Below are 24,081 nucleotides of genomic sequence, written 5' to 3'. Positions count from 1 at the left end.
TAACCAATCAAGTACAACGTTTACCGGCTCAATCCTTTTGATGACTGCCCACTTTGCCCGGTACAATTGACGGTGTGAAACTGCTCTGCATACGTATTCAAAATTGAAGTTACGAAAAGGTTTCAATTTTGTAAAGGTTGTTTGTCACCATTGTGAAAAAAATAATTTAGGCTGTTGCATACGCATGCAAAGATGGTGTAAGTATAAAAAGTACCCGCTTCCTGAGGCAGCAAGAACGGGGGGATAGGCGGTGATCGCGTTATCTTCTTGAAAGTGTGCCAGAATCGGGAAGTGCAAGGGATAAGGAACAAACGGCAATGAAACGTAAGACTTTTACGGCGGTGACCTCTCAACAGGTGGCTCAGCTGGCAGGCGTATCACAATCAGCGGTGTCCCGCACCTTTACGCCGGGGGCCAGTATATCGCCGGCCACGCGTGAGAAGGTGCTTAAGGCGGCGCGCGAGCTGGGCTATCGTCCGAATGCGATAGCCCGCTCGCTGAACACTGCCCGCTCGCGCATCATCGGGGTGGTGATCTCCTATTTTGATAACCCGTTTTATCCGCACGTGCTTGAGGCACTGGCGCAAAAGCTGGATACCCTCAACTATCACCTGCTGCTGTTTGTTGGTGACCGCGAGGGCAACGTGGACCGAATTTTCGACCAGATCATGCAGTACCGGGTGGACGGCATCGTGCTGGCTTCGGTTACGCTGTCGCTTGATTTGTCAGAAGAGTGTCTGGCCGCCGGGATCCCGGTGGTGCTGTTTAACCGCAGCGAAGCGAGCGGAATGGCGTCCAGCGTCAACAGCAACAACGAGGCGGCCGCCCGCCAGATTGCCGAATTTTTACTGGCGGCAGGCCACCAGCGCTTTGCCTACGTGGGCGGCGTGGCGGACTCGTCGGTGAATATCACCCGCCAGCGAGGTTATCTGACCGCGCTGCACGAGCAGGGCATCGACGATGTCCGGGTGGTGAATGGCAATTACGATGCCCAGCAAACCACCCGTGCTGCGTACGCGCTCTTTTCCGCTGCGCCAGCGCCGGACGCCATTTTCGTCGCCAACGACCACATGGCGGTGATAGTGATGGACGTGGCCCGCTACGAGTTTGGCCTGCGCATCCCGGAAGACGTCTCGGTGATTGGCTACGACGATATCGGCCCGTCCGGCTGGTCGTCGTATGCGCTAACCTCCGCGTCGCAGCCGGTGGAAGCGATGGTGACGGAGACGGTGGCGCTACTGATGAAGCAAATCGAGAGTGGAAATATCGAGCCTGAACAAATCACCGTGCCGGGTACGCTGGTCGTTCGGCACTCTGCACGCCGTCCGCACGCGGGCGTCGTCGAAGAAAACGGGAAAGTGGTGTTCCAGACGCAGGAGGACAAATGAGCAGATTGCCGGGCTTTAGCCCCCAGTTCGACTCCATTCAACAGTTTATTCTGACCCTGACCCACGTGGTCTGGGAGCAGAAAGATATCGGCCAGCTCGCGGACTTTTATGCCACGCCGGTGGTATTTATCACCCCAGAAAAACAGCTGAACGATCTCTCCCAGTTTATGCGCTTAACCCTCGAGGCGATGCACAGCTTCCCCCAGCGCACCGTGCTGACGGAGGACATTCTGGCGACCCACAATCCGGGGGATGAATACTACGCCGCCCAGCGCACGATCGCCTGCATCCGCCATCAGGGGGAAGGGTTCTTCGGTGCACCGACCGGCAAAACCGTCTGGGTGCGCACCTGGGCGGACCGGATCTGCGCCGACGGCGCGGTGCGTCAGGAGTGGCTCCTGCAGGACCGGGCGGCGATAGTGGCGCAGCTGGGGTTCAACGTGCAGGACTTTGCGCGCAATCTGGCGAACATGCAGGAACAGCTTGGGATCCCACGTGAAACTGCCGAGACGCTGGACGCCCGCTGGGCCGGGGGACCTGAAGGTGATGACGTCGAGGGGCCGATTGCCGGAGTTATTGAGCGCTATCTGACCATGTGGGCAGGCGGCAACAGCGGCACCGTGCCGGGCCTGTATCATCCCGCCGCCACGATGTATGCGCCGGGGCACTGCATCTGCACCGGGGAGCAGGAAATCGCCGCCCTGCTGTCGGGCTACCGGGCCTCCTTCGCCGACAGCGAAGTGCAGCTTCACCACTTGATTGTGCGTCGGGATGCTAACGAGCCGGTGCGCATTTCGCTGCGCTGGTCGCTGCTGACCTGGCACGACGGCTACGGCAAATTTGGCATGCCGACCCGCAAACCGGTGTCGATTACCGGTATTAGCCAGCTCGAATTACGCGATGGTTTAATTATTCGCGAATATCTTGGGATTGATGAATTAGCTATCTGGTCGCAAATCGTGAATTAAGTGGAGGTTCGCCTCCTCTATATTACTTATCCGTAACGTGTTTTAAATCCGCCGCAATGCAAATTGCGGTTCTCTTCTCCATCCATTCCGGGTGCGGGATCGTATTGTCTGAAAATAGAAGCAGGAGATCGCATGTCTTCAACCGAAGCAACAAATAAAGCTCCAGCCGTACCTGAAAAAAATAATAAACCGACCCGTGACGAACCGGTATTACAGGTTGAACGTCGGGACTTTATTGATTTGGTGCCGGAAAAGCGTCCGCGCGCGCAATCATTACGCGGCTTTGATGATTGCTATACCGATATTGTCGACTATATCGTTCGCTGCACCCATAAAATATGGGATGAACGCGACGTGGGCTTAATTTACACCCACTATACGCACAACTGTATTTTATATAATGCGCTTGGCACCCTGTATAACCGCGAGCAGGTGGTGCAGGATACCCTGCAGCGTCTGATTGCTTTCCCGGAGCGCCGGGGGATGGCGACCCAGGTTATCTGGAACGGCAACGACGTTGACGGTTTCTATACCTCGCATCTGGTGACCGGCAGCGGGCGTCACACCCAGTTCAGCCATCTGGGCAAACCGACCAACCGCACCTTCGTCACCCGCACCGTGGCGGACTGCATGATCCACGAAAACAAAATCTACCGGGAGTGGGTGGTCAGCGACAACATGTCCCTGATGAAGCAGCTGGGGCTGAACACCGACGAAGTGGCCTTTAACATGGCGAAAGAGCAGTTCGACAAGGGCTTTCGCGTCACCGACATCGGCGAAAATGGGCGCATGCTGGGCCAGTATCCGCCGGAAATGGTCTGCGACGTCTCCATCGCCCATACCGACACCGAAGAGCAGTGCCTGCGCTGGCTGCACGAAATTTACAACCGCCGGATGCTCGGCAAGATCAAAGAGGTGTATGCGCCAAACGTGCAGTGGCACGGCCCGCTGATGAAAGAGCTGTACGGCGTGGCGGCAGTGACGCACCAGACTCTGGCGCTGATCGGCATGATCCCCGATGGCGCCTGGCTGCCGCAGCATATTTGCTCCAACCCGTGCGAAGAGGGCGGCACCAAAGTGGCGGTTCGCTGGATTATTGAAGGCCATCACCTGGGCTACGGTGAGCTGGGTAAACCGACCGGCGAACGCCTGTTCGTGATGGGCATGTCCCATTACCACATCATCAACGGCAAAATTGTCGATGAGTGGGTGGTTTACGATCACCTGGCGCTGCTGGCACAAATCAAACTTGGTCAAATGGAGGACGCGTAATGACAGCACAATCGATTGTTGACCAGGTGAGCTGGCTCAAACGTCCGCAGGGACAGGACGCGCAGGCCGATAAGTCGTTAACCGACACCGTCAGCGCCATTATTGAACGGGTGAAGCGTGAGGGCGACGCTGCCCTGAAAGACTATTCGCAGCAGTTTGATAAGGTAGTGCCGGCGCAGTTTGAAGTCACCGCCGAGGAGATTGACACCGCGCTCCGGGAAATGGATCCGCAGACGCGTCGCGACAGCGAGTTTGCGATTGCGCAGGTGCGCCGCTTTGCAGAGGCTCAGCTTGCCACCATGCTGCCGCTGGAGGTCGAAACCCTGCCGGGCGTGCATCTGGGGCATCGGATTATCCCGGTCCAGACGGTGGGCTGTTACGTGCCGGGCGGTCGCTATCCCATTCTTTCCGCGCCGGTGATGTCGATCGTGCCCGCGACGGTGGCGGGCTGCGAGCAGATCATTGCCTGTCTGCCACCGGCGGCGCATCCGGCGATGATTGCGGTCTGCCATCTGGCAGGTGCACACCGGATCTTTAAAATCGGCGGCGCGCAGGCGATTGCGGCGATGGCCTGGGGGACACAGAGCGTGCCGGCGGTGGATAAAATTGTCGGGCCGGGCAATGCCTTCGTGAACGAGGCTAAGCGTCAGGTATTCGGCAAAGTGGGAATCGACGCCCTGGCCGGGCCGAGCGAAATCTTCACCGTTGCCGATGACAGCGCCGACGCGCGTATTATTGCCGCCGATCTGCTGGCGCAGGCGGAACATGATGTTCATACCCGCGTAGGGCTGGCGACCAGCAGCAGGGCGCTTGCCGAAGGGACGCTGGCAGAGATCGAACGCCAGCTGACGACGCTGCCGACCGCCGCCACGGCGGGGGAAGCCTGGCGTCGGCAGGGGGAAATCGTAGTCTGCGACAGTGAAGAACAGCTGATCGCCTTCGCAGATTATATGGCGACCGAGCATCTGCAGGTGCATACCCGGGATCCACACAGCACGGCAGCCAAAATCCGTAACTACGGATCGCTGTTTATCGGCCAGAACGCCAGCGTGGTGTTCTCGGATAAATGCTGCGGCACCAACCACACCCTGCCGACCATGGCGGCAGCGCGCTATACCGGTGGACTGTGGGTAGGGGCGTACGTCAAAATTTGTACCCACCAGTGGATTGACGATAAGGGGATTGCCGCAATTGCGGAGCCCGCGATCCGCCAGAGCCGCACCGAAGGGATGCAGGGACACCGTCGGGCCGCGGAGATCCGCCTGCGTCCAGAGGCTCTTGACGCCATTACTTCCGGGTTACGGGACTAGATGCGACGGGAGGTCGGGCGCTGGCCTGACCTCCGGCATTGATTAAGGGAACACTATGCGAAACAGACGGCTGATCCCTCCGGTAGACTGTCCCGAGGAGATAACCCGACGGCTGACCATGATTGAAAGGCGAGCGGATCTGAATGCCATTCTGGGCGTCAATCCTGACGCCCTGTCGCAGGCGATGCAGTGTCAAACGCTGCGGCGTCGCGGCATGCTTTCCGGGCCATTACATGGCGTACCGTTGATCGTGAAAGATAACATCGCCTGCGCCGGGTTGCCGCTGACGCTGGGCTGTTCGTCGCTGAGCGCGCTACAACCGACAGCCGATGCGCTGGTGGTTCGCCGGTTGCGCGATGCCGGGGCCATTATTCTGGCGCGGGCAAATATGTCCGAGTTTGCCTTTGACGTCCGCTCCCGCAGTTCGCTCGGTGGCGACGTGCGCAATCCGCTGTTCCCGAACGTTACCGCAGGAGGTTCCAGCGGCGGCAGCGCCGCGGCGGTGGCGGCCGGGATGGCTGAGGGGGCGCTAGGCACCGACACCGGTGGGTCGATTCGCATTCCGTGCAGCTATACCGGGCTGGTGGGGTTACGACCGCGGGTCCGCCGGGAACAAATGGCTGGCATCGCGCCGCTGTCGTTGAGTAAAGATACCGTAGGGCCGATGGTGCACTGCGTGCAGGATGCTGCATTGCTGCACGGGATTATGCATGGGCACCCGCCGTCAACCGTCGAAACCGTATCGCTGAAAGGGGTGAGATTTGGCGTGATCCGCGCCCTCGAAGGGGACGATCCGCACCAGCTTGAAGCCTGGCACGCCGCCATCGGAAGGTTGAGGCTGCATGGCGCGGCGGTGGTGGCGGTTGACATTCCACTGCTGCGTGACGTTGAAATGGCGACATGCCTGAGTATGTACGAGTTTCGCGTGGCCTTTGACGGCTGGTTGCAACAGCATCCTGGCGCACCGCACGATCTTCAGGCTATTGTCGCCTCCGGGCAATATTTAGCGGAGTTCTTGCCGCTGCTGACCAGCATGTTGTCCTGCAGGACGCTGAAAACCCCCGCATGGTTGGCCGGACGGCGCTTGCGGCGTGCGTTACGTATGGCGTTGATACAGGTGGCGGAGCAGGGAAGAATAGACGCGTTTCTCTACCCGACGGTGTGTCGGTTACCGGACAGCCTGGAAAAAATGCCGCCCGGCCATGCACCCGAACTGGCGGCCATCAGCGGTTTTGCTGCCATCACGCTCCCCTGTGCAAGAACGCGAACTCACTTCCCCGTGGGGCTCGAAATCCTCTCGACCGCAGAGGATGAGTCCTCGTTACTGGCGCTGGCCGCCGCCTGCGAAACTGCTTTTAATCCCCGATAAACGGCAGCCGTCTGCGCGCCCGGGAGGTGGGCTGGACGGCGGCTTTCGCCATTGACTCCCCGATTTCGGCGCACACCACCAGACCTTGTACAAAAGGCCTGTCGTGCATCAGGTAAGGCAGCGCGCCAAAGGCAATTTTTCCGCGCAGGTATTCCGGGGCGAGGAGGGTGTAATCGTCCCCGACGTCCGGGATCGCCTCGCCGGCGGACTCGAGCTGTTTGCGCAACACCGGGAACGGCAGGTCTTTGGTTTTGAGCGGCTTCTGCCCGCGGGCGTCGATAAAGGTATCGAACGACCAGCTGTTACCCTCGGCATTAATCACCGTTCGGTCCGTTTTTAGGGCCATTTCATAATCCGCGCCCAGCGTCAGAATGCTGATGATGCCCGCCTCGCGCAGGGCCAGCAGCCGGCGAATTGACCGGGACGGGATGGCCGCATAATTGTCGATAAACACCCGCGCCAGACCGGTGTTAAAACGCTCCCGATCCTGTTCAGTAAGGTGAGGGACAATTTTCTCGACGGCTTCGTGCAGACGCAGGATGGTGTAGCGCCACGGCACCGTTCGCCGGTCGCGTTTGTTGCGCTCCACCTCATCCAGATTCGACACCGCCCAGCGGAACGGGCCGTTTTTTTCCCGGTCGGCAAACCAGGCCTCGCGAAGGCTGTCGGCCGTGAGAGCGTTCAGCGCGACCGCCTCGCTCCAGGCCGGATCGGCGCGCTGCAGTTCTTCCACCATAAGCTGGAAGATGCGGTCGAGTAAGCCCTCTGAACCTTGCTCGATCGCGGCGTCAATCGCCTGTTCGGTAGCAATGGTTAACGGCTCGTAGGGGATCGGGCAGTAAAAATCGGCCTCCGGCAGGATGCCCGAGCGGGACATCAGCACAATCTTCAGCGCCTCGCTGCCTTCATCGAGCTGGAAGTGGATCTGCTCGTTATCGGCTTCGACGAAGGTACCATGCTGAATAGCCACCGCCATCGCTGCGTCGAGGCCGCTCAGGGAGGTGCCCATAATACCCACGTTGCCGGCAGCGATTTTGGCCTCCATCAGCCCGGACCACGGACTCGGGAAGAAGGCCCGCGACGAGGCGTCTTCCTCCGGCCAGACGTGCCCGGTGGCGATCACCGCCAGATCGAATGATTTTGGCTCCGGTTCACCTTCCGTCCACAGGTTGACGCCCTCGGGTGTGGCGGCGATGTCGATAACCGGGCAGGACTCGTTAACGGTAATCTCAGACCCCTGAGCGCGGGCGTGCTCAACCAGCAGTACAAACTGATCGCGGAAGTATTCACCCAGCAGAATGCGCGGTAGAAATTGCCTGTCGTGAAGCGCAGATTTCTGCACGCCGTAGTGCGCCAGATGCGCTTCGTTTTGATTGCGTAGCCAGTCAAGGTAAGTCGAGAACAGAGGCGGAATTTCGATACTGGCGATATTGGCCAGCATCATGCGCGAGTTATCCTCATCGCTGTACGGCATACCCACGCCAGCCTCATCGGCCTGCTCATAGACGGTGATGGAAAGGGGCGTGTTGGTCTTTTGCAGCGCGAAAAGGGTGTAAATACCGGTGGGTCCCGCACCGACAATGGCGATTTTTTTCATTGATGTCACCCGCTGTTTTTTTACCGAATCCATGGGGAATAAAGTCATGCAGGATAAGTGTGGTAGAAAACGGGTATTGAGCAATAAGAAAAGGTACAGGAGAAAGAAAATTCAGAGGGATGTGCACCATTTCAGGACTGAAATGGTGCGTCCGAGTGGACTCGAACCACCGACCCCCACCATGTCAAGGTGGTGCTCTAACCAACTGAGCTACGGACGCACTGTAGAGAATGGTGCGTTCAATTGGACTCGAACCAACGACCCCCACCATGTCAAGGTGGTGCTCTAACCAACTGAGCTATGAACGCAATGTTGTGTGTGACAACGGGGTCGAATATTAGCGGCAGTGGCCGCATCAGGCAAGAGGTAAACTGCATTTTTCTTTCAGATTTCACGCGATTGCTTCATTCCCGCGCAAAGTGAAGAGAAAGTAGCCGCCCGCAGGCGGCCGGTGAGTAATTAGCGAGCAGCGCGTTGCAAAATCACACTTGAAGGCTGGCGCTGCAGGAAGCGCATCCGCAGCATCATCATGATCGCCGCAGAGGTTAAGCCGATAATAAAGCCAATCCAGAACCCGGCCGGGCCCATCCGGTCGACGACCAGATCGGTAAGCGCCAGGATATAGCCGCTCGGCAGACCCAGTACCCAGTAGGCGATGAACGTAATAAAGAAAATCGACCGCGTGTCTTTATAGCCGCGCAGCACGCCGCTGCCGACCACCTGGATGGAGTCGGAGATCTGATAAATCGCCGCCAGCAGCATCAGGTGCGAGGCCAGGATCACCACTTCCGGGCTGTCGTTATACAGCAGCGCGATCTGCTCGCGCAGTGTGATAGTGAACAGGGCGGTACACATCGCCATGCCGATCCCCACGGCTATCCCGGTACGCGCTGAAGTTTGTGCCTCCAGCGTTGAGCCCTGACCGAGGCGATACCCGACGCGAATGGTCACGGAAGCGGCGAGCGACAGCGGCAGAACGAACATCAGCGAGCTGAAGTTAAGGGCAATCTGGTGCCCGGCTACGTCGACGATGCCCAGCGGGGACACCAGCAGGGCGACCACGGCGAACAGGGTGACTTCAAAGAACAGCGCCAGCGCAATCGGCAGGCCCAGCTGTACCAGGCGCTTAACCACCGCCATATCCGGCTTGCTGAATCCGGGCTCATTGCGAATATCGCGCATCGACCGGGCGCGCTTCACGTAGGAGAGCATGCTGAAGAACATCACCCAGTACACTGCAGCCGTCGCCACGCCGCAGCCAACGCCGCCCAGCTCCGGCATGCCAAAGTGACCGTAAATAAAGATGTAGTTCACCGGAATATTGACCAGCAGCCCGATAAAGCCCATCACCATACCCGGTTTGGTTTTCGCCAGACCTTCGCACTGATTACGTGCTACCTGGAAGAATAAATATCCCGGGGTCCCCCACAGCAGAGCGCGTAAATAGCCGACGGCTTTGTCCGCAAGCATGGGGTCAATATTGCGCATGGCGTGAATAATATAGCCCGCGTTCCACAGCACAATCATGATTAACACTGAAACAAAACCGGCCAGCCAGAAGCCCTGACGGATCTGGTGGGCAATGCGCTCCCGGCGTCCGGAGCCGTTAAGCTGGGCAACCACCGGGGTTAAGGCCAGCAGCAGACCGTGACCAAATAAAATAGCCGGCAGCCAGATAGAGGTGCCGATAGCGACGGCGGCCATGTCGGTGGCGCTGTAACCCCCGGCCATGACGGTATCAACGAATCCCATTGAGGTTTGGGCGATTTGCGCGAGGATCACCGGGATTGCCAGAGCTAATAACTGACGCGCTTCACTGATGTACTTCTGCACGTGAACACCTTTGATCTTGTTGTTATTTGAGAGAATAAAAAGCCGCTGCGAAAAGCAGCAAGAAGAAGATGCGGGGAATTCCAGCTATTGTAGCGGGGAATGGTTAATTATCTAGTGAAAAAATCGCCAGAAAAGGTAGTGTGCTGGCAACCTCTATTTTCAACTGTTATTGTGGTGCGATTAAACGGTGTCAGCACCGAAGGAACAAACAGGAGTGGTAAGCATGTTTACTGGTATTGTGCAGGGCACCGCGAAACTGGTGTCCATTGATGAAAAACCGAACTTCCGCACCCATATTGTGGCCCTGCCGGAGTATATGCTCGATGGCCTGGAAACGGGTGCTTCGGTTGCACATAACGGTTGTTGCCTGACGGTTACCGAAATTAACGGCAACCTGATTAGCTTTGATTTAATGAAAGAGACGCTGCGTATCACCAACCTCGGTGAGCTGGTGGTGGGCGACGACGTTAACGTTGAGCGCGCGGCAAAGTTCAGCGATGAAATTGGCGGGCATTTAATGTCCGGTCATATTATGACCACCGCTGAAATTTCCAAAATCCTGACCTCGGAAAATAACCGCCAAATCTGGTTTAAGGTTCAGGATCCGTTATTACTGAAGTACATCCTGTATAAAGGCTTTATCGGCGTGGACGGCATCAGCCTGACCGTGGGTGAAGTGACGCCAACCCGCTTCTGCGTGCACCTGATCCCTGAGACGCTGCAGCGCACGACGCTGGGGGCGAAAAAACTGGGGCATCGGGTCAATATTGAGATCGATCCCCAGACCCAGGCGGTAGTGGATACCGTTGAGCGCGTGCTGGCGGCAAAAGAGGCCGCCATCCAACAAGCGCTCGATATCGAATAATAAAAAACACCCCGGTTTCCCGGGGTGTTTTTTTAGCGCGCCACCCGCAAACCGTTCTCCACCCCGCGGCTGAAAACCACCTGCCACAGATGAATATCCCGCGCACGAAACGCACCGGCACACGCATTCAGGTAATAGCTGAACATCCGTTTGAATCGTTCAGAATAGTTGTCTGCGATCTCCGGCCAACTGGCGAGGAAACGCGAATGCCACGCCATCAGGGTGGTGTCGTAATCCGCGCCAAAGTTATGCCAGTCTTCCATCACAAAATGCGCTTCACTGGCGTTCGCTATCTGGCGAATGGAGGGTAAACAGCCATTCGGAAAGATGTATTTGTCGATCCATGGATCGACACGATGGTCGGTTTTTTGCGAACCAATAGTGTGCAGCAGAAAAAGACCGTCCGGCTTGAGGTTGCGATCGACGACGTTAAAGTAGGTCGGGTAGTTTTTTGGCCCCACGTGCTCAAACATTCCCACGGAGACAATCCGGTCGAACTGATCGTCAAGATCGCGATAGTCCTGCAGTAAAATGGTGACATCCAGGTCGCGACAGCGAGACTGAGCCATTTTTTGCTGTTCCGCCGAAATGGTCACACCCACCACGCTGACGCCATAGTGCCTGGCTAAAAAATGCGCCAGCCCACCCCAGCCGCAGCCAATATCCAGCACCCGCATGCCGGGCTGGAGCTGCAGTTTCTCGCCGATCAGCCGCAGTTTATCCTGCTGCGCCTGTTCCAGGCTTTCGGCCTGTTTCCAGTAGCCGCATGAGTATTGCATCGTTGGGTCAAGCATGCGGCTGAACAGATCGTTGCCAAGATCGTAATGCTCCTTGCCAACAATCCAGGCGCGTTTTTTATTTTGCAGGTTGAACAGGCGGGCGGTGGCAATACGCAGGGTGTCTTTCAGGTGGCTGGGAAGCTGATTTTCCAGTCCGGCCCGCAGGACCTTATTGAAAAAAATATCCAGCCGTTCGCACTCCCACCAGCCGTCCATATAGCTCTCGCCAAGGCCGAGGGAACCTTCCTGCATAATGCGTTTAAAAAAGTCGGGATGTTTGACCTGCAGATCGGACGCTGCCGGACCGTTGACGGTAATGCCCGCTCGGGTCAGCATTTCATTCACTATCCTGAACCAGCTGTCGTTGCGAAAACTGACTTCGTCTATACACGATGAACTCATAGCTTCTCCATCACTTGCTGTGATCATAACCCCCGGGATAAGGGCTGTGAGAAATCTCACGGGGATGACCCGCGAGGCTAATATCCGACGTAGAACAGAGGAAGGGAGATTACCCTTGCCGAAAGGCCATCCATGGAGAAACGGGAGCGTTCCTGCTCCCGTTAATGCCTAATACTTATCGTATTTATTAGAACGCACAAATAAGTATAGGCCTGAAAAAAGCGTGATTCAACACCAGAAGGTTAGCACGCTAATGGCAGAGTCGGTGTCATCAGGCACGCGAGGATTCTGCGCTGAGATCGTCCTGCTGCTGGCGGCCGCGAACGTACTGCATCCGATAGCCCATCACAGACAACACCACGGTGACCAGCATCACACTGGTGGTGGTCAGCAGCGGGGTGGCGATCAGCCACGAGACCAGCAGGCTCGCCAGGAAACACAGCCCCAGCTGCAGGGTGTTCTGCAGAGCCGCCGCGCTGCCGGTGGCCTGCGGGAAGGGACGCAGGGCCTGAGCCACCACAATTGGGTAGATCGCGCCGTTGGCCACCGCCATCAGGCAGAAAGGCACCAGCAGCGGAGCCAGACCCACGCCCGGGATAAACCCAACCGCCCAGGTTGCGATGACGCTGAGCGCATACAGGCCCAGCAGCCACGGCAGCATCTGAGGTCCTTGCCATTTTTGCAGCGCGGCGCGACAGCCGTAACCGCCAATCAGGAAGGCGATGGTTTGCGGCACGTAGCTGAGGCCGATTGCGGCCGGGCTATAGCCCATTTCGCTGAGAATAAACGGCGAGCCGGTCAGCCAGGCGAAGAAGCTTGCCGAACAGGCGGCGTAGATCAGCACGTTACCGCTATAAACACGTGAGCGCAGCAGCGATAAAAAGGTGACGCGAGATTCTGCGGGCGCTTTCGCCGTCGCAGGCTTCAGGCTAAAGGCCGGGATCATCAGCACCAGGGCGATAACGAACAGCACGGCAAAAATTGACTGCCAGTCAAAATGGGCGAGGATCCAGCTGCCGAGCAGCGGCGCCAGCGCCGGAGAAAGCCCGACCAGCGGCATAATGGTGGCGAAGATGCGGTTAACGCGCGAGGCCGGATAGTAATCGGTTACCAGCGCCTGCCAGGTGACCGCCGCAGCGCACACCCCGACCGCCTGAATAAAGCGCAGCACCAGCAGCCAGGTCGCGTCGCGGACCCACAGCATCCCCAGACAGCCGAGGGCAAAAATGGCCAGCCCGGCCAGCAGAATCGGTTTGCGTCCGAAGCGATCGGACAGCGGTCCCCACAGCAGTTGCGCAAAGGCAAAGCCTGCCAGGAACAGGCTCAGGCTGGCGCTGATGGCCGCCGCCGGGGTTTGCAAATCTTCCTGCATGACCGCAAAAGCGGGCAGGTACATGTCAGTTGCCAGGAAGCCGAGCACGCTCAGCCCGGCAAGCCAGACTAAAAATCCTTTCCCAGGTATCACTGTGTTTATTCTCCGTTATAGGTGCAGGTGTCATTGCCGCAGAGTGTAGGCAGTGCAATCCGGCTTGTGAAACGCTAATATTTGGCTGTTGCATTCAAAAATTTTGCAGGCAGAAAATGTGGTCAGAATATTCTCTAGAAGTGGTGGATGCCGTCGCGCGCAACGGCAGTTTTAGCGGTGCAGCGCAGGAGCTGCACCGGGTGCCTTCTGCCATCAGCTATACGGTGCGTCAGCTGGAGGAGTGGCTGGCGGTGCCGCTGTTTGAACGGCGTCACCGGGATGTGGAGCTGACGCCCGCCGGGGTGTGGTTTCTCAAGGAGGGGCGATCTGTTATCAAAAAAATGCAGATCACCCGAGAACAGTGTCAGCAGATTGCCAACGGCTGGCGAGGCCATCTGTCGATTGCGGTGGATAATATTGTGCGCCCCGAGCGCACCCGGCAGATGATCGTTGATTTCTATCGTCACTTTTCTGACGTGGAGCTGCGGGTGTCCCAGGAGGTCTTCAATGGCGTCTGGGATGCGCTGGCGGACGGCAGGGTCGAGATGGCGATCGGTGCGACCCAGGCTATCCCGGTAGGGGGGCGCTATGCGTTTCGCGATATGGGCACCCTGAGCTGGAACTGCGTGGTGGCCAGCCACCATCCGCTGGCTGCGATGGCAGGGCCGCTCAGCGATGATACTTTGCGCAACTGGCCATCGCTGGTGCGGGAAGATACCTCACGTTCGTTGCCGAAGCGCATCACCTGGCTGCTGGATAATCAGCGGCGGATCGTGACCCCGGACTGGGAGTCGTCAGCGTCCTGTCTCTCTGCCGGACTGTGCGTGGGGATGGTACCGGCGCACGTCGCCCGACCGTGGATTGACAGTGGCAAGTGGGTGGCGCTGTCGCTGGAAAATCCCTTCCCGGATGCCGCCTGCTGCCTGACCTGGCAGCAAAACGATATCTCTCCGGCCCTGGCGTGGCTGCTGGCGTATCTCGGCGATAGCGAAACGATGAATAAGGAGTGGCTGCGGGAGCCAGAGGGGCTGGCTCCCGGGGAGGATTAACGGCGGTAGTCGCGGAAAGGACCATCCGCGACCGAGCGGCGTTCGATTAGACGCGGATGCACTTCAATGGAGTGTGACTCTTCGCGCTTGCTGACAATACGATCCAGCAGCATATTGAAGGCCGTCTCCCCCAGCGAATCTTTCGGCTGGTGGATGGTGGTCAGCGCCGGCGTAAAGAAGCGCGCGTTGCGCACGTTATCATAGCCGATCAGCGAAATATCCTGCGGGACGCGCAGGCCCATCTCGTCGGCGGCGCACAGCGCGCCCATCGCCATAATATCCCCGCCGCAGAATATCGCCGTCGGACGCGGGCTCTGGGAGAGGATCTGCTGCATCGCGCGGTAGCCGGATTCCGGCTCAAAGTCGCCCTGCACAATCCAGTTTTCCGGCACAGTGATCAGCGTCTCTTCCATCGCTTTCATAAAGCCTGCCAGTCGACCGGCGCCGGTGTTGCGCTCAAGCGGCCCTGGGATCACGCCAATTTCGCGGTGGCCGCGTTCGATCAGATACCGACCGGCCATATACCCGCCTTCAAAGGCGTTATCGATTACCGAGTCGGTAAAGTCGGCTTTGGCTTCGCCCCAGTCCATCACCACCATCGGAATATTGCGATACTCCTCCAGCATACTGAGCAGCGATTCCGGGTATTCGGAACACATCACCAGCAGGCCATCAACGCGCTTTTGCGCCATCATCGACAGATAGGCCCGCTGTTTCTCGAGGCTGTTCCAGGCGTTGCCCAGAATCAGGGTGTAGCCTTTCTGGAAGCAATTCTTCTCTACGGCTTCAATAATTTCAGCAAAATAGGGCGCTTCGCTGCTGGTCGCCAGTAAGCCGATTGTCTTGGTGTGATTCACTTTCAGGCTGCGGGCCACGGCGCTTGGAGAATAGTGCAGCTCTTTAATCGCCGCCCAGACGTTGTTGCGCGTCTCTTCCGCGACAAAGCGCGTTTTGTTAATCACATGTGATACGGTTGTAGTGGAAACGTTTGCGCGTTTCGCCACGTCTTTAATTGTTGCCATCAGATGTCACTCCAGACCATATCTAAGCTCCTGAAAAACCAATAGGTAAACGTTTGCCTTCACTCGCCCTAATTGCGCAATTTGAATTGCGGTACGCCGGGAAAACGACACAGGACGTCAGGAGGGGGTCAATGGCCGGTACGCTAATAAATTTAGCGTGGAATTTTGGCTGATCTTGACCAAAAGGGGAAGAACAAAAACGGTAATCCACCTAAAACCCGCAAGATTTTTGCTGTGAACTGTGTAAAAATGAGCAAGCTCACTCTTCATGGGGTGATTAAAAGGAGAAAAATTGATGAGTACCGATCTTAAGTTTTCGCTGGTTACGACCGTTATTGTCCTGAGTTTGATCGTGGCGAGTGCTTTCACTGCTGCGCTGCACTGATCGATACGGGGGAGCCTGCTCTCCCTCGTTTCTCCTGGCTGATTGTTACGCCTCCTGCAATAATCTTTTGCCAAAATGTAAACTTCTCATTTTTTGTGATTGATGTCATGCTTTCGCCTTCATTGTTCTGTGTCGCCTGACGACACGGTGTCTGGAGTTGAAGTATGAAAATCAATTTTCCCCTGCTGGCCCTGGCGATTGGTGCATTTGGCATTGGCACCACTGAATTCTCCCCGATGGGATTGTTACCGGTCATCGCCCGGGGTGTGGATGTCTCTATTCCCGCCGCAGGGATGCTGATCAGCGCCTATGCCATCGGTGTGATGGTGGGGGCACCGCTGATGACGCTTCTCCTGTCGCATCGTGGCCGTCGTAATGCGCTGATCTTCCTGATGGCGATTTTTACCGTTGGTAACGTGCTATCAGCCCTCGCGCCGGATTACACCACCCTGATGCTGTCCCGCATCCTCACCAGCCTGAACCACGGGGCCTTCTTTGGCCTGGGCTCAGTGGTGGCGGCAAGCGTGGTGCCTAAACATAAGCAGGCGAGCGCAGTGGCTACCATGTTTATGGGGCTGACGATTGCCAATATTGGCGGCGTCCCGGCGGCGACGTGGATGGGCGAAGTGATTGGCTGGCGGATGTCGTTCCTTGCGACTGCGGGGCTTGGCGTGGTGGCGATAATCGCGCTGTTCTTCTCATTGCCGAAAGGCGGTGCGGGTGAAAAGCCGGAGGTGCGCAAAGAGTTGGCGGTACTGATGCGCCCGCAGGTGCTGTCTGCGTTGCTGACCACGGTGCTGGGCGCCGGGGCAATGTTTACCCTCTATACCTATATTTCGCCGGTGCTGCACGACATCAACCAGGCGACCCCGGCCTTTGTCACTGCCATGCTGGTGCTGATCGGCGTTGGGTTCTCGCTGGGCAACTACCTGGGCGGCAAGCTGGCGGATAAGTCAGTGAATGGCACGCTGAAGGGCTTTTTACTGCTGCTGATCGTGATTATGCTGGCAATTCCCTGGCTGGCACGCAATGAGATCGGGGCGGCAATTGCGATGGTGGTGTGGGGGATGGCAACGTTCGCGGTGGTGCCGCCGCTGCAGATGCGCGTGATGCGTGTCGCCAGCGATGCGCCGGGGCTGTCGTCGTCAGTGAATATCGGTGCTTTCAATCTGGGCAATGCGCTCGGCGCGGCGGCAGGCGGGGCGGTGATCTCCAGCGGCATGGGGTACAGCTTTGTGCCGGTAATGGGGGCAATGATTGCCGCCCTGGGCCTAATTCTGGTGCTCGCATCCGGCAGAAATCAGCCGCAGCCGGTGGGTGCCACTGAGTAACAATAGTGCAGAAGGGCGAGCCCTTCTGCACTGCATTTATGCTGCGAAGTTCTTCGCGACAAATTCCCAGTTCACCAGCGCCCAGAAGTGCTCAAGGTAGTTCGGGCGCGCATTGCGGTAATCGATGTAGTACGCATGTTCCCACACGTCGACGGTCATCAGCGGCGTAGCGTTCGTGGTCAGCGGCGTTCCTGCATTGGACGTTGAGACGATTGCCAGCGTGCCATCCGCCTCTTTAACCAGCCAGGTCCAGCCTGCGCCAAAGTTCTTCACTGCTGCATCGGTAAACGCCGCTTTAAAGGCGGCGAAGCTGCCAAACGTAGAGGTGATGGCCGCAGCCAGTTCACCCGTTGGTTCGCCACCGGCATTGGGTGCCAGGCAGTGCCAGTAGAAGGTGTGGTTCCAGACCTGCGCGGCATTGTTAAACACGCCCCCTTCGGAGCCGCGCACGATCTCTTCGAGGGTTTTGCCCTCAAACGCGGTGCCAGCGATCAGGTTGTTCAGGTTGGTGACGTAGGTCTGGTGATGCTTACCGTAATGGTATTCCAGGGTTTCCACAGAAATGTGCGGGACCAGGGCGTCTTTTGCATACGGTAATGCAGGTAGTTCAAACGACATTGCTTCTCTCCTTATTATAGTGATCCATTCAATAACCATATTGAATGTGCGGGTAGAGTAGCAAAATGAAAGGTTAGACAAAAGAAGAACTTACCCTGCTGAAGAGCCAGCAGGGCAGGGGATTAACGAATGGTGTTGGCCTTCATCACGCGGCGTGCGCCAACGTAGTGACGCTGCCAGTAATCTTCGCTCAGGGAGGTGATCTGGATATCCTGGCCGCTGCGCGGGGACTGGATAAACTTGCCGTTGCCGACGTACACGCCGACGTGATCGGCCGTCCCGCGACCCTGGGTGCGGAAGAACACCAGATCGCCGCTTTCCAGTTCACCCCGGGTGACCGGGGACGCATCGCGCAGATGGTACATTTCGTTGGCGGTGCGCGGGATACGGAATTTCACCAGATCTTTATAGGCGTAATAGACCAGACCGCTGCAGTCAAAACCGGTACGCGGTGAGCTACCGCCCCAGCGATACGGTTTGCCAATCTGTCCCATTAATTTATTTAACGCTGTGCTTTGCGCTTTTTGCACCCGGACTTTATGCGCAGCGGCAATGGTTGTGGTCTTGCTGGTTTTAACGCACTGCTTTTTGTGTCCTTTGCGGGTCGTACACTTCTCTGTCACAACGCGCGAAGCCGTTTGCGTAGCTCGGGTGGCATTGTGGGGGGAATTTTTGTTTTTCTTGCTGGAGGCGGTTTGCGGTGTTTTCGCGAGGGTTTTCTTTGCGGTGCTCTTTTTGGTGGTGCTTTTTTTACTGGTGCTCTCTTTTTTAGTGGTTTTGCTGGTCGCGCTTTTTTTCTTGGGTTCGGTTACTTTCGCCAGATGCGTTTTATGCGTAGCCGAAGACCGCGCCTGCTCTGAGGCGTTAGCCAGCGGCGTGAAAGAGAGAGTCGAAAAAAGCAAAGCACAGAGCGTGATCGAGAATTTATTTATTCGCGCCACTGGGCAGTCCCCTGGTAATTGCTGGCATGAATAATGCCGGCAGGTGATTTACAAAACCTGTCGATTCTAATCTATAAAAAGCCCCGACGTTAATAAACTTTTTGCACTTAAAACTGCGTTTTGTAATCGAGTGCAAAAAAATAAACATCCTTTCGCTGGCCTGGTCATTTGCTGAGCAAAAATCAGGGCAGTACATATATAACATGTGTTATTAATGCATCTTTATGCGGCGCGCGGTAAAATACGATACGTGACGAAAATGTTATTTTCCGTTGTCGGTCTGAGACGCTACAATGACAGTCGATTGCCGTAACAGAAGTTAAAGGAAGCAAGACATGAGCACTACTATTGAAAAAATTCAGCAACAAATCGCTGAAAACCCGATTCTCCTGTACATGAAAGGTTCTCCAAAGCTGCCAAGCTGCGGTTTCTCCGCACAAGCAGTTCAGGCGCTGTCCGCCTGTGGCGAACGTTTTGCTTACGTTGATATTCTGCAGAATCCGGATATCCGCGCTGAGCTGCCAAAATACGCTAACTGGCCAACCTTCCCACAGCTGTGGATTGACGGCGAACTGGTCGGCGGGTGCGACATCCTGATCGAAATGTATCAGCGCGGCGAACTGCAGCAGCTGATCAAAGAGACCGCAGCGAAATACAAATCTGAAGAGCCAGACGCAGAGTAATTTCTCGCGTCATGGACACAAAAAAGCGACCAAAAGGTCGCTTTTTTTTATGCTTCAGGTTCCGCTTCCGGCAGCGGCCAGCCGCCGAGGCGTTTCCAGCGGTTAACAATCTCGCAAAATAGCTCGGAAGTGCGTTCGGTATCGTACAGGGCAGAGTGCGCCTGGGTGCCGTCAAAGGCGATGCCCGCCGTGATACAGGCTTTTGACAGCACCGTTTGCCCCAGCGCCAGTCCGCTTAATGCGGCGGTATCGAAGGTGACGAACGGGTGGAACGGGTTGCGCTTGAGCGAGGCGCGCTCGGCGGCGGCCATCATAAAGCTGTGATCGAACGTGGCATTGTGCGCCACCATGATCGCGCGATTGCAGTTCTGATCTTTCATGCCCTTGCGCACCATTTTGAAAATGGCATGCAGCGCGTCGTATTCGCTGACCGCCCCGCGCAGCGGGTTACTCGGGTCAATGCCGTTAAACGCCAGCGCCTCGGGCTGCAGATTAGCCCCCTCGAAAGGTTCGACGTGGAAATGCAGCGTGGAGTCCGGCAGCAAATTGCCCTGTTCATCCATTTTCAACGTGATGGCGGCAATTTCCAGCAGCGCATCGGTTTTGGCGTTAAATCCTGCGGTTTCAACATCAATCACAACAGGATAAAAACCACGAAAACGGTCGCACAGACCGGTAATTTGAGCGTTATCGGACATCTGGATCTCTTACAAGGGGAAAAAAGCAGAGCGCATTATGGCAAATTTTATAACGGGATGCAGTAAAACAACGGGCGCATCGCGCGCCCTGAAGGATCAGTTACCCAGACCGCGACCGGCATCTTTGGCTTCAATCAGTTCGATTTTGTAACCGTCGGGATCTTCGACGAAGGCGATAACCGTGGTGCCGCCTTTAACCGGGCCCGCTTCACGGGTGACGTTGCCGCCGTTGCTGCGGATGCGCTCGCAGGCTTCAGCCGCGTTATCCACTTCAAGTGCGATGTGACCGTACGCAGTGCCCAGCTCGTAGCTATCAACATCCCAGTTATAGGTCAGTTCGATAACCGCTTCTTCGCTTTCCTGGCCGTAGCCAACAAACGCCAGTGAATATTTGTATTCCGGGTTTTCGCTGGTGCGCAGCAGGGTCATGCCCAGTACGTTGGTGTAAAACTCAATGGAACGTTGCAGGTCGCCAACGCGCAGCATGGTATGGAGTAAGCGCATAATATCCTCTTTGCTTTTATCATCTTGAACAGAAACGATGTTTTAGTATAGCGGCGAATCGTCGCCGCTATCAATGGAGGGACTATAAAGAAGGATAATCGGTATAACCTTCGGCACCACCGCCGTAGAAGCTTTCCGGGCGCTGTGGGTTCAGCTCGGTTTTACGCTCAAGACGCGCCACCAGATCCGGGTTGGCGATGTAGGCGCGGCCAAAGGCCACGGCATCGATCAACCCTTTGTTAATCAAGTCTTCGGCTTTTTCTGGCGTGTACGCGCCAGCACCGATGATCACGCCCGGGAAGCGGTCGCGGACTTTCTGACGGAAGGCATCAGAATACGGCTCGCCGCCTGCCCAGTCTGGCTCGGACATGTGCAGATACGCGATGCCGCGCTTCGCCAGTTCTGCAATCAGGTACAGGGCATCAGCTTCTTCGTTCGGACCGTTATCCACGTTCTGGAACGAACCGATTGGCGAGACGCGGATCCCGATGCGATCGGCACTCCACTCCTGAGAAACAGCATCCACCACTTCCAGCACCAGACGGGCACGATTCTCGATGCTACCGCCGTACTGATCGGTACGCTGATTAGAAGAAGGTGACAGGAACTGGTGCAGCAGGTAGCCGTGTGCCGAGTGCAGTTCGACGAGGTCGAAACCGGCTTCACGGGCGTTGGCGACCGCCTGGCGGAAATCGTTCACGATGCCCGGGATTTCGTTCAGCTCAAGGGCACGCGGCAGGGAGGTATCTGCCCGGGTCGCCTGACCGTTTTCATCACGCAGCGAAGTGCGGGTGCCCGCGCTCAGTGCGGAAGGGGCTACCGGCGCCTGACCACCCGGCTGCAGGCTGTTGTGCGAGATACGGCCGGTGTGCCACAGCTGGACCGCGATGCGACCCTCTTCAGCATGTACGCCCGCGGTAATTTTCTTCCACGCGGCGATCTGCTCCGGGCTGTGCAGGCCCGGTGCGCCAGCGTAGCCTTTGGCCTGGAAAGAAATCTGCGTGGCTTCCGAGATGATCAGACCTGAGCTGACGCGCTGGCGATAGTATTCGCCCATCAGTGGGGTCGGAATATCACCCGGCTCGATGCTGCGCAGGCGGGTGAGAGGTGCCATGAAAACGCGGTTAGGTGCTTCGATTGCGCCCACTTTAAGGGGGGTAAATAATTTTTCGGCTGACATAGTGGCTCCTGAATAGACCGGTCGACTAGTAAATCGTTAAATAAAAACGCCTGTTATACGTCAGGCGTTGCAATGATGTGTTGCACATGAGCCAGCGCGCTTTCCAGCGGCAGCGAACTGCGGGACATTTTGGCCTGCAGATTCGCCCCCAGCCACAGGGAGTAAAGTACCTGTGCCTGCGCGAAGGATTCGCCGATAAAGACCAGTGACCTTTCAGCACGGCCTTTCTCCAGCGCTTGCGCCAGCAGGGCGATCACCTCGGTGGCCCCTTTATGCATTGCCGTGCGCATATCTTCTGACAGATCGCACACTTCGGCGGACAGTTTCACCGTCAGGCAACCGCTGATCAGGCCCTGCTGACTGAACTGGGTCAGCGCTTCCTGATAGTAAGCCAGAACACGATCGCGATAATTCCCTTCACCGCTGGCGAAGTGGCTGGCAAGACGCTGATGGTAGCCGGCAAAGTGGCGCTCCAGCAGGGCCACGCCAAACGCCTCTTTCGAGCGAAAGTAGTGGTAAAACGATCCCTTCGGCACGTCGGCGGTTTTGAGCAGTTCGCTCAGCCCCATCCCGGTAAAGCCTCGGTGCATGCACAGACGCTCGCCGGTTGCCAGCAGGTGTTCGCGTGTATCGTGTTCAGTGTGCTTATTCATGCGGACAATGTAATAGACCAGTCGGTCTAATGCAAGCGTTAAGTTCGACGACAGCGGGTGAGGAGATCCATTTGCGGCTGATAAACCGCTGTCTGGATATTCATCATCCCCAGCACCGTGGCGAACAGATTGTCCTGCGATACCGCCTCTTTCCCGGCCTGGTCGCGTAGGCACTGCTCATTAACGCGGTAGTTTTGCTGATAGTCTGGCGACAGCCAGAACATAAATGGAATATGTGTCTGCTGCTCGGGTGCCAGCATATAAGGGGTCCCGTGCAGATAGAGACCGTTTTCCCCCAGCGATTCGCCGTGGTCGGACAGGTATATCAGCGCCGTGTTCATCGTGGATTGCCGGGCTTTCAGCATGTCGATAGTCTGACTCACCACGCTGTCGGTATACAAAATAGTGTTGTCATAGGTATTGAGCAGCGCCTGATGATCGCAGTCCTGGATCTGGTTGGTGTCGCAGGTCGGGGTAAAGCGGCGGTACTGCTCCGGGTAGCGCTGAAAATAAGCCGGACCGTGGCTGCCCATCAGGTGGATCACCAGCACGCTGTCCTGCTTCAGGCCGTCTAAGACGCTGTCCAGGTGCCAGAGATTGGCGTCGTCAATACAGGCGTTGTTTTTGCACAGCGCGTCCAGCTTCCACTGAGTCATGTCGGTATGCGGGATGCGATTGCAGGCACCTTTACAGCCACCGTCGTTATCCCGCCACAACAGATTGACTCCCGCGTGGGCCAGCACGTCCATTAACCCTTCCTGATGATGGGCCAGGTCGGCGTCATACTGTTTGCGCGGCATCCCCGAGAACATGCACGGCACCGAAACGGCCGTTTCTGTGCCACAGGAGGAGGCCTGCGGGAAGTTGATTACGTTCTGTTTTTTCAGTTCAGGATTGGTTTCGCGTTCGTAGCCGTTCAGGGAGTAGTTTTGCGCCCGGGAGGCTTCGCCGACAACCAGCACCAGCACGGTTTTTTTCTGCTGTGCCAGCACCATCGGACCTTTATGCGCATCTTCGCCCAACCGGATTAAGGTCTGATCGCCCGCAAACCAGCGTGCCTTGCTGTATTTTGCGATGGCGCTGACGTAGTTCGCCGGGGTCACCATTTTGACGATGCCTTTATTGTTGCGGAACAACGAGGCGTAGTCCTTATAAAACACCGAAGCGACCAGAATGATGATTAACAGGCTGGCGAGGATCGTCGCCAGACGCATCAGCAGCGTTTGCCAGATTTTACCGGGATGAATGCGGATCATGGCCAGCACCGCCGAAGGGACCAGACCAGCAACCGCCAGCCACAGCAGCAACTGCGGGGTGACCAGCGCGGTGGCTTCCTGGGAGTTGGTTTCGAAGACGTTGACCATCATATTCTGGTCAATCACCGCCCCGTAAGTGAACATAAAATAGGTCGCCCCCGCACAGCCAAGGGTCAGCAGTACCAGCAGCGGTTTACGGATCAGGGGAATATTCAGAATGCTGAATACCATCACCCAGCCGCAAAACAGCACCAGTGGCACCGTCAGGGCAAAAATAAAATCATGTAGCCGTGACGGGGCGATCACCGCCCAGCTGCGTTGGATAAACAGGGCGTTTAACAACGTAAATAACAGGGCGCACCCCAGAGTGAATTTTATATCGTTACACTGTAACTTTTTAATCGACTGCATCATCATCCGAACCATTCATTGCTTTGATGACGCGAGTATAGGGAGCGAAGATTAGTGAAACCTTAATGTACATTTCTATGGTTGACGTCTTGCGTTAGCCCG

Annotated in this window: 22 protein-coding genes and 2 tRNA genes; 10 read left to right on the top strand and 14 right to left on the bottom strand. The window is 56.8% G+C overall.

Annotated elements, in window-relative coordinates:
* Positions 1-317 precede the first annotated feature (317 nt).
* The 5 genes from M8014_RS18145 (at position 318) to M8014_RS18125 (ending at position 6,307) form a co-directional block, all read left to right on the top strand.
* Positions 318-1,388, top strand: coding sequence for a LacI family DNA-binding transcriptional regulator (locus M8014_RS18145; RefSeq protein ID WP_271283781.1), 1,071 nt, complete (start codon positions 318-320; stop codon positions 1,386-1,388).
* Positions 1,385-2,356 (top strand): nuclear transport factor 2 family protein, encoded by a 972-nt coding sequence (locus M8014_RS18140; protein ID WP_271283780.1) that lies wholly within the window; start codon positions 1,385-1,387, stop codon positions 2,354-2,356. Before M8014_RS18145 ends, M8014_RS18140 begins: the two co-directional genes overlap by 4 nt.
* A 132-nt stretch (positions 2,357-2,488) precedes the next feature.
* A complete protein-coding gene (locus M8014_RS18135; protein WP_271283779.1) occupies positions 2,489-3,628 on the top strand; it encodes a nuclear transport factor 2 family protein in 1,140 nt (379 codons plus the stop codon).
* Positions 3,628-4,938 carry a histidinol dehydrogenase gene (gene hisD / locus M8014_RS18130; RefSeq protein ID WP_271283778.1) on the top strand — a complete coding sequence of 437 codons (1,311 nt, stop codon included), beginning with the start codon at positions 3,628-3,630 and terminating at the stop codon, positions 4,936-4,938. Before M8014_RS18135 ends, hisD begins: the two co-directional genes overlap by 1 nt.
* A gap of 55 nt (positions 4,939-4,993) precedes the next feature.
* Positions 4,994-6,307, top strand: coding sequence for an amidase (locus M8014_RS18125; RefSeq protein WP_271283777.1), 1,314 nt, complete (start codon positions 4,994-4,996; stop codon positions 6,305-6,307).
* Here M8014_RS18125 and M8014_RS18120 read toward each other — a convergent pair.
* The 4 genes from M8014_RS18120 to mdtK all read right to left on the bottom strand — a co-directional run bounded on the left by M8014_RS18120 (position 6,294) and on the right by mdtK (position 9,737).
* Positions 6,294-7,904 carry an FAD-NAD(P)-binding protein gene (locus tag M8014_RS18120; RefSeq protein ID WP_271283776.1) on the bottom strand — a complete coding sequence of 537 codons (1,611 nt, stop codon included), beginning with the start codon at positions 7,902-7,904 and terminating at the stop codon, positions 6,294-6,296. The genes M8014_RS18125 and M8014_RS18120 overlap by 14 nt on opposite strands.
* Positions 7,905-8,047: 143 nt before the next feature.
* Positions 8,048-8,124 (bottom strand) — tRNA-Val (locus tag M8014_RS18115).
* Positions 8,125-8,135: 11 nt separating this feature from the next.
* A tRNA-Val gene (locus M8014_RS18110) sits at positions 8,136-8,212 on the bottom strand.
* Positions 8,213-8,363: 151 nt separating this feature from the next.
* Positions 8,364-9,737 carry an MdtK family multidrug efflux MATE transporter gene (gene mdtK / locus M8014_RS18105; RefSeq protein ID WP_271283775.1) on the bottom strand — a complete coding sequence of 458 codons (1,374 nt, stop codon included), beginning with the start codon at positions 9,735-9,737 and terminating at the stop codon, positions 8,364-8,366.
* Between the two features lie 223 nt (positions 9,738-9,960).
* Here mdtK and M8014_RS18100 point away from each other — a divergent pair, with 223 nt between their 5' ends.
* Positions 9,961-10,602 carry a riboflavin synthase subunit alpha gene (locus M8014_RS18100; protein WP_271283774.1) on the top strand — a complete coding sequence of 214 codons (642 nt, stop codon included), beginning with the start codon at positions 9,961-9,963 and terminating at the stop codon, positions 10,600-10,602.
* A gap of 32 nt (positions 10,603-10,634) precedes the next feature.
* On the opposite strand, the gene cfa is transcribed toward M8014_RS18100, so the two are convergent.
* Together cfa and punC are read right to left on the bottom strand one after the other, a co-directional pair.
* Positions 10,635-11,783: a cyclopropane fatty acyl phospholipid synthase gene (cfa, locus tag M8014_RS18095; protein WP_271283773.1), complete on the bottom strand. Its 1,149-nt coding sequence runs from the start codon at positions 11,781-11,783 to the stop codon at positions 10,635-10,637.
* A gap of 271 nt (positions 11,784-12,054) precedes the next feature.
* Positions 12,055-13,248, bottom strand: a complete 1,194-nt coding sequence (gene punC, locus M8014_RS18090) for a purine nucleoside transporter PunC (RefSeq protein WP_271283772.1) — start codon at positions 13,246-13,248, stop codon at positions 12,055-12,057.
* A gap of 116 nt (positions 13,249-13,364) precedes the next feature.
* Between punC and punR the strand changes: the two genes are divergently transcribed.
* Entirely contained in the window at positions 13,365-14,297 is a 933-nt protein-coding gene (gene punR, locus M8014_RS18085) for a DNA-binding transcriptional activator PunR (protein ID WP_271283771.1), read from the top strand.
* On the opposite strand, the gene purR is transcribed toward punR, so the two are convergent.
* Positions 14,294-15,319, bottom strand: a complete 1,026-nt coding sequence (gene purR / locus M8014_RS18080) for an HTH-type transcriptional repressor PurR (protein WP_271283770.1) — start codon at positions 15,317-15,319, stop codon at positions 14,294-14,296. The two genes, punR and purR, sit on opposite strands and share 4 nt — an antisense overlap.
* Positions 15,320-15,614: 295 nt before the next feature.
* Here purR and cydH point away from each other — a divergent pair, with 295 nt between their 5' ends.
* Positions 15,615-15,704, top strand: coding sequence for a cytochrome bd-I oxidase subunit CydH (gene cydH, locus M8014_RS18075; protein WP_271269819.1), 90 nt, complete (start codon positions 15,615-15,617; stop codon positions 15,702-15,704).
* A gap of 164 nt (positions 15,705-15,868) precedes the next feature.
* Positions 15,869-17,035, top strand: coding sequence for an MFS transporter (locus M8014_RS18070; RefSeq protein ID WP_271283769.1), 1,167 nt, complete (start codon positions 15,869-15,871; stop codon positions 17,033-17,035).
* A gap of 36 nt (positions 17,036-17,071) precedes the next feature.
* Here the strand turns inward: M8014_RS18070 and sodB are convergent, their stop codons facing one another.
* Together sodB and M8014_RS18060 are read right to left on the bottom strand one after the other, a co-directional pair.
* The gene (sodB, locus tag M8014_RS18065) at positions 17,072-17,653 is read right to left on the bottom strand and encodes a superoxide dismutase [Fe] (protein WP_271283768.1); all 582 of its coding nucleotides are present in this window, start codon (positions 17,651-17,653) and stop codon (positions 17,072-17,074) included.
* A gap of 122 nt (positions 17,654-17,775) precedes the next feature.
* Positions 17,776-18,594: an NlpC/P60 family protein gene (locus tag M8014_RS18060; protein ID WP_271283767.1), complete on the bottom strand. Its 819-nt coding sequence runs from the start codon at positions 18,592-18,594 to the stop codon at positions 17,776-17,778.
* A 335-nt stretch (positions 18,595-18,929) separates the two neighbouring features.
* Here M8014_RS18060 and grxD point away from each other — a divergent pair, with 335 nt between their 5' ends.
* Positions 18,930-19,277, top strand: coding sequence for a monothiol glutaredoxin 4 (gene grxD / locus M8014_RS18055; RefSeq protein ID WP_271283766.1), 348 nt, complete (start codon positions 18,930-18,932; stop codon positions 19,275-19,277).
* 47 nt (positions 19,278-19,324) lie between these two features.
* On the opposite strand, the gene rnt is transcribed toward grxD, so the two are convergent.
* The 5 genes from rnt to eptA form a co-directional block, all read right to left on the bottom strand.
* Positions 19,325-19,975, bottom strand: coding sequence for a ribonuclease T (rnt, locus tag M8014_RS18050; RefSeq protein ID WP_271283765.1), 651 nt, complete (start codon positions 19,973-19,975; stop codon positions 19,325-19,327).
* A gap of 96 nt (positions 19,976-20,071) precedes the next feature.
* Positions 20,072-20,479: a lactoylglutathione lyase gene (gene gloA, locus M8014_RS18045; RefSeq protein ID WP_271283764.1), complete on the bottom strand. Its 408-nt coding sequence runs from the start codon at positions 20,477-20,479 to the stop codon at positions 20,072-20,074.
* A gap of 82 nt (positions 20,480-20,561) precedes the next feature.
* Positions 20,562-21,659, bottom strand: a complete 1,098-nt coding sequence (gene nemA / locus M8014_RS18040) for an alkene reductase (RefSeq protein ID WP_271283763.1) — start codon at positions 21,657-21,659, stop codon at positions 20,562-20,564.
* A gap of 53 nt (positions 21,660-21,712) precedes the next feature.
* The gene (locus tag M8014_RS18035) at positions 21,713-22,312 is read right to left on the bottom strand and encodes a TetR/AcrR family transcriptional regulator (RefSeq protein ID WP_271283762.1); all 600 of its coding nucleotides are present in this window, start codon (positions 22,310-22,312) and stop codon (positions 21,713-21,715) included.
* 38 nt (positions 22,313-22,350) lie between these two features.
* Complete coding sequence (gene eptA, locus M8014_RS18030; protein ID WP_271283935.1) at positions 22,351-23,979, bottom strand: phosphoethanolamine transferase EptA; 1,629 nt, start codon at positions 23,977-23,979, stop codon at positions 22,351-22,353.
* Positions 23,980-24,081: the final 102 nt, after the last annotated feature.

The sequence above is a fragment of the Silvania hatchlandensis genome, from assembly GCF_025564065.1.
GTDB lineage: Bacteria > Pseudomonadota > Gammaproteobacteria > Enterobacterales > Enterobacteriaceae > Enterobacter > Enterobacter hatchlandensis.
Note: the sequence above shows the minus strand (reverse complement) of the source record. Positions and strands in the feature narration are given on the sequence as shown.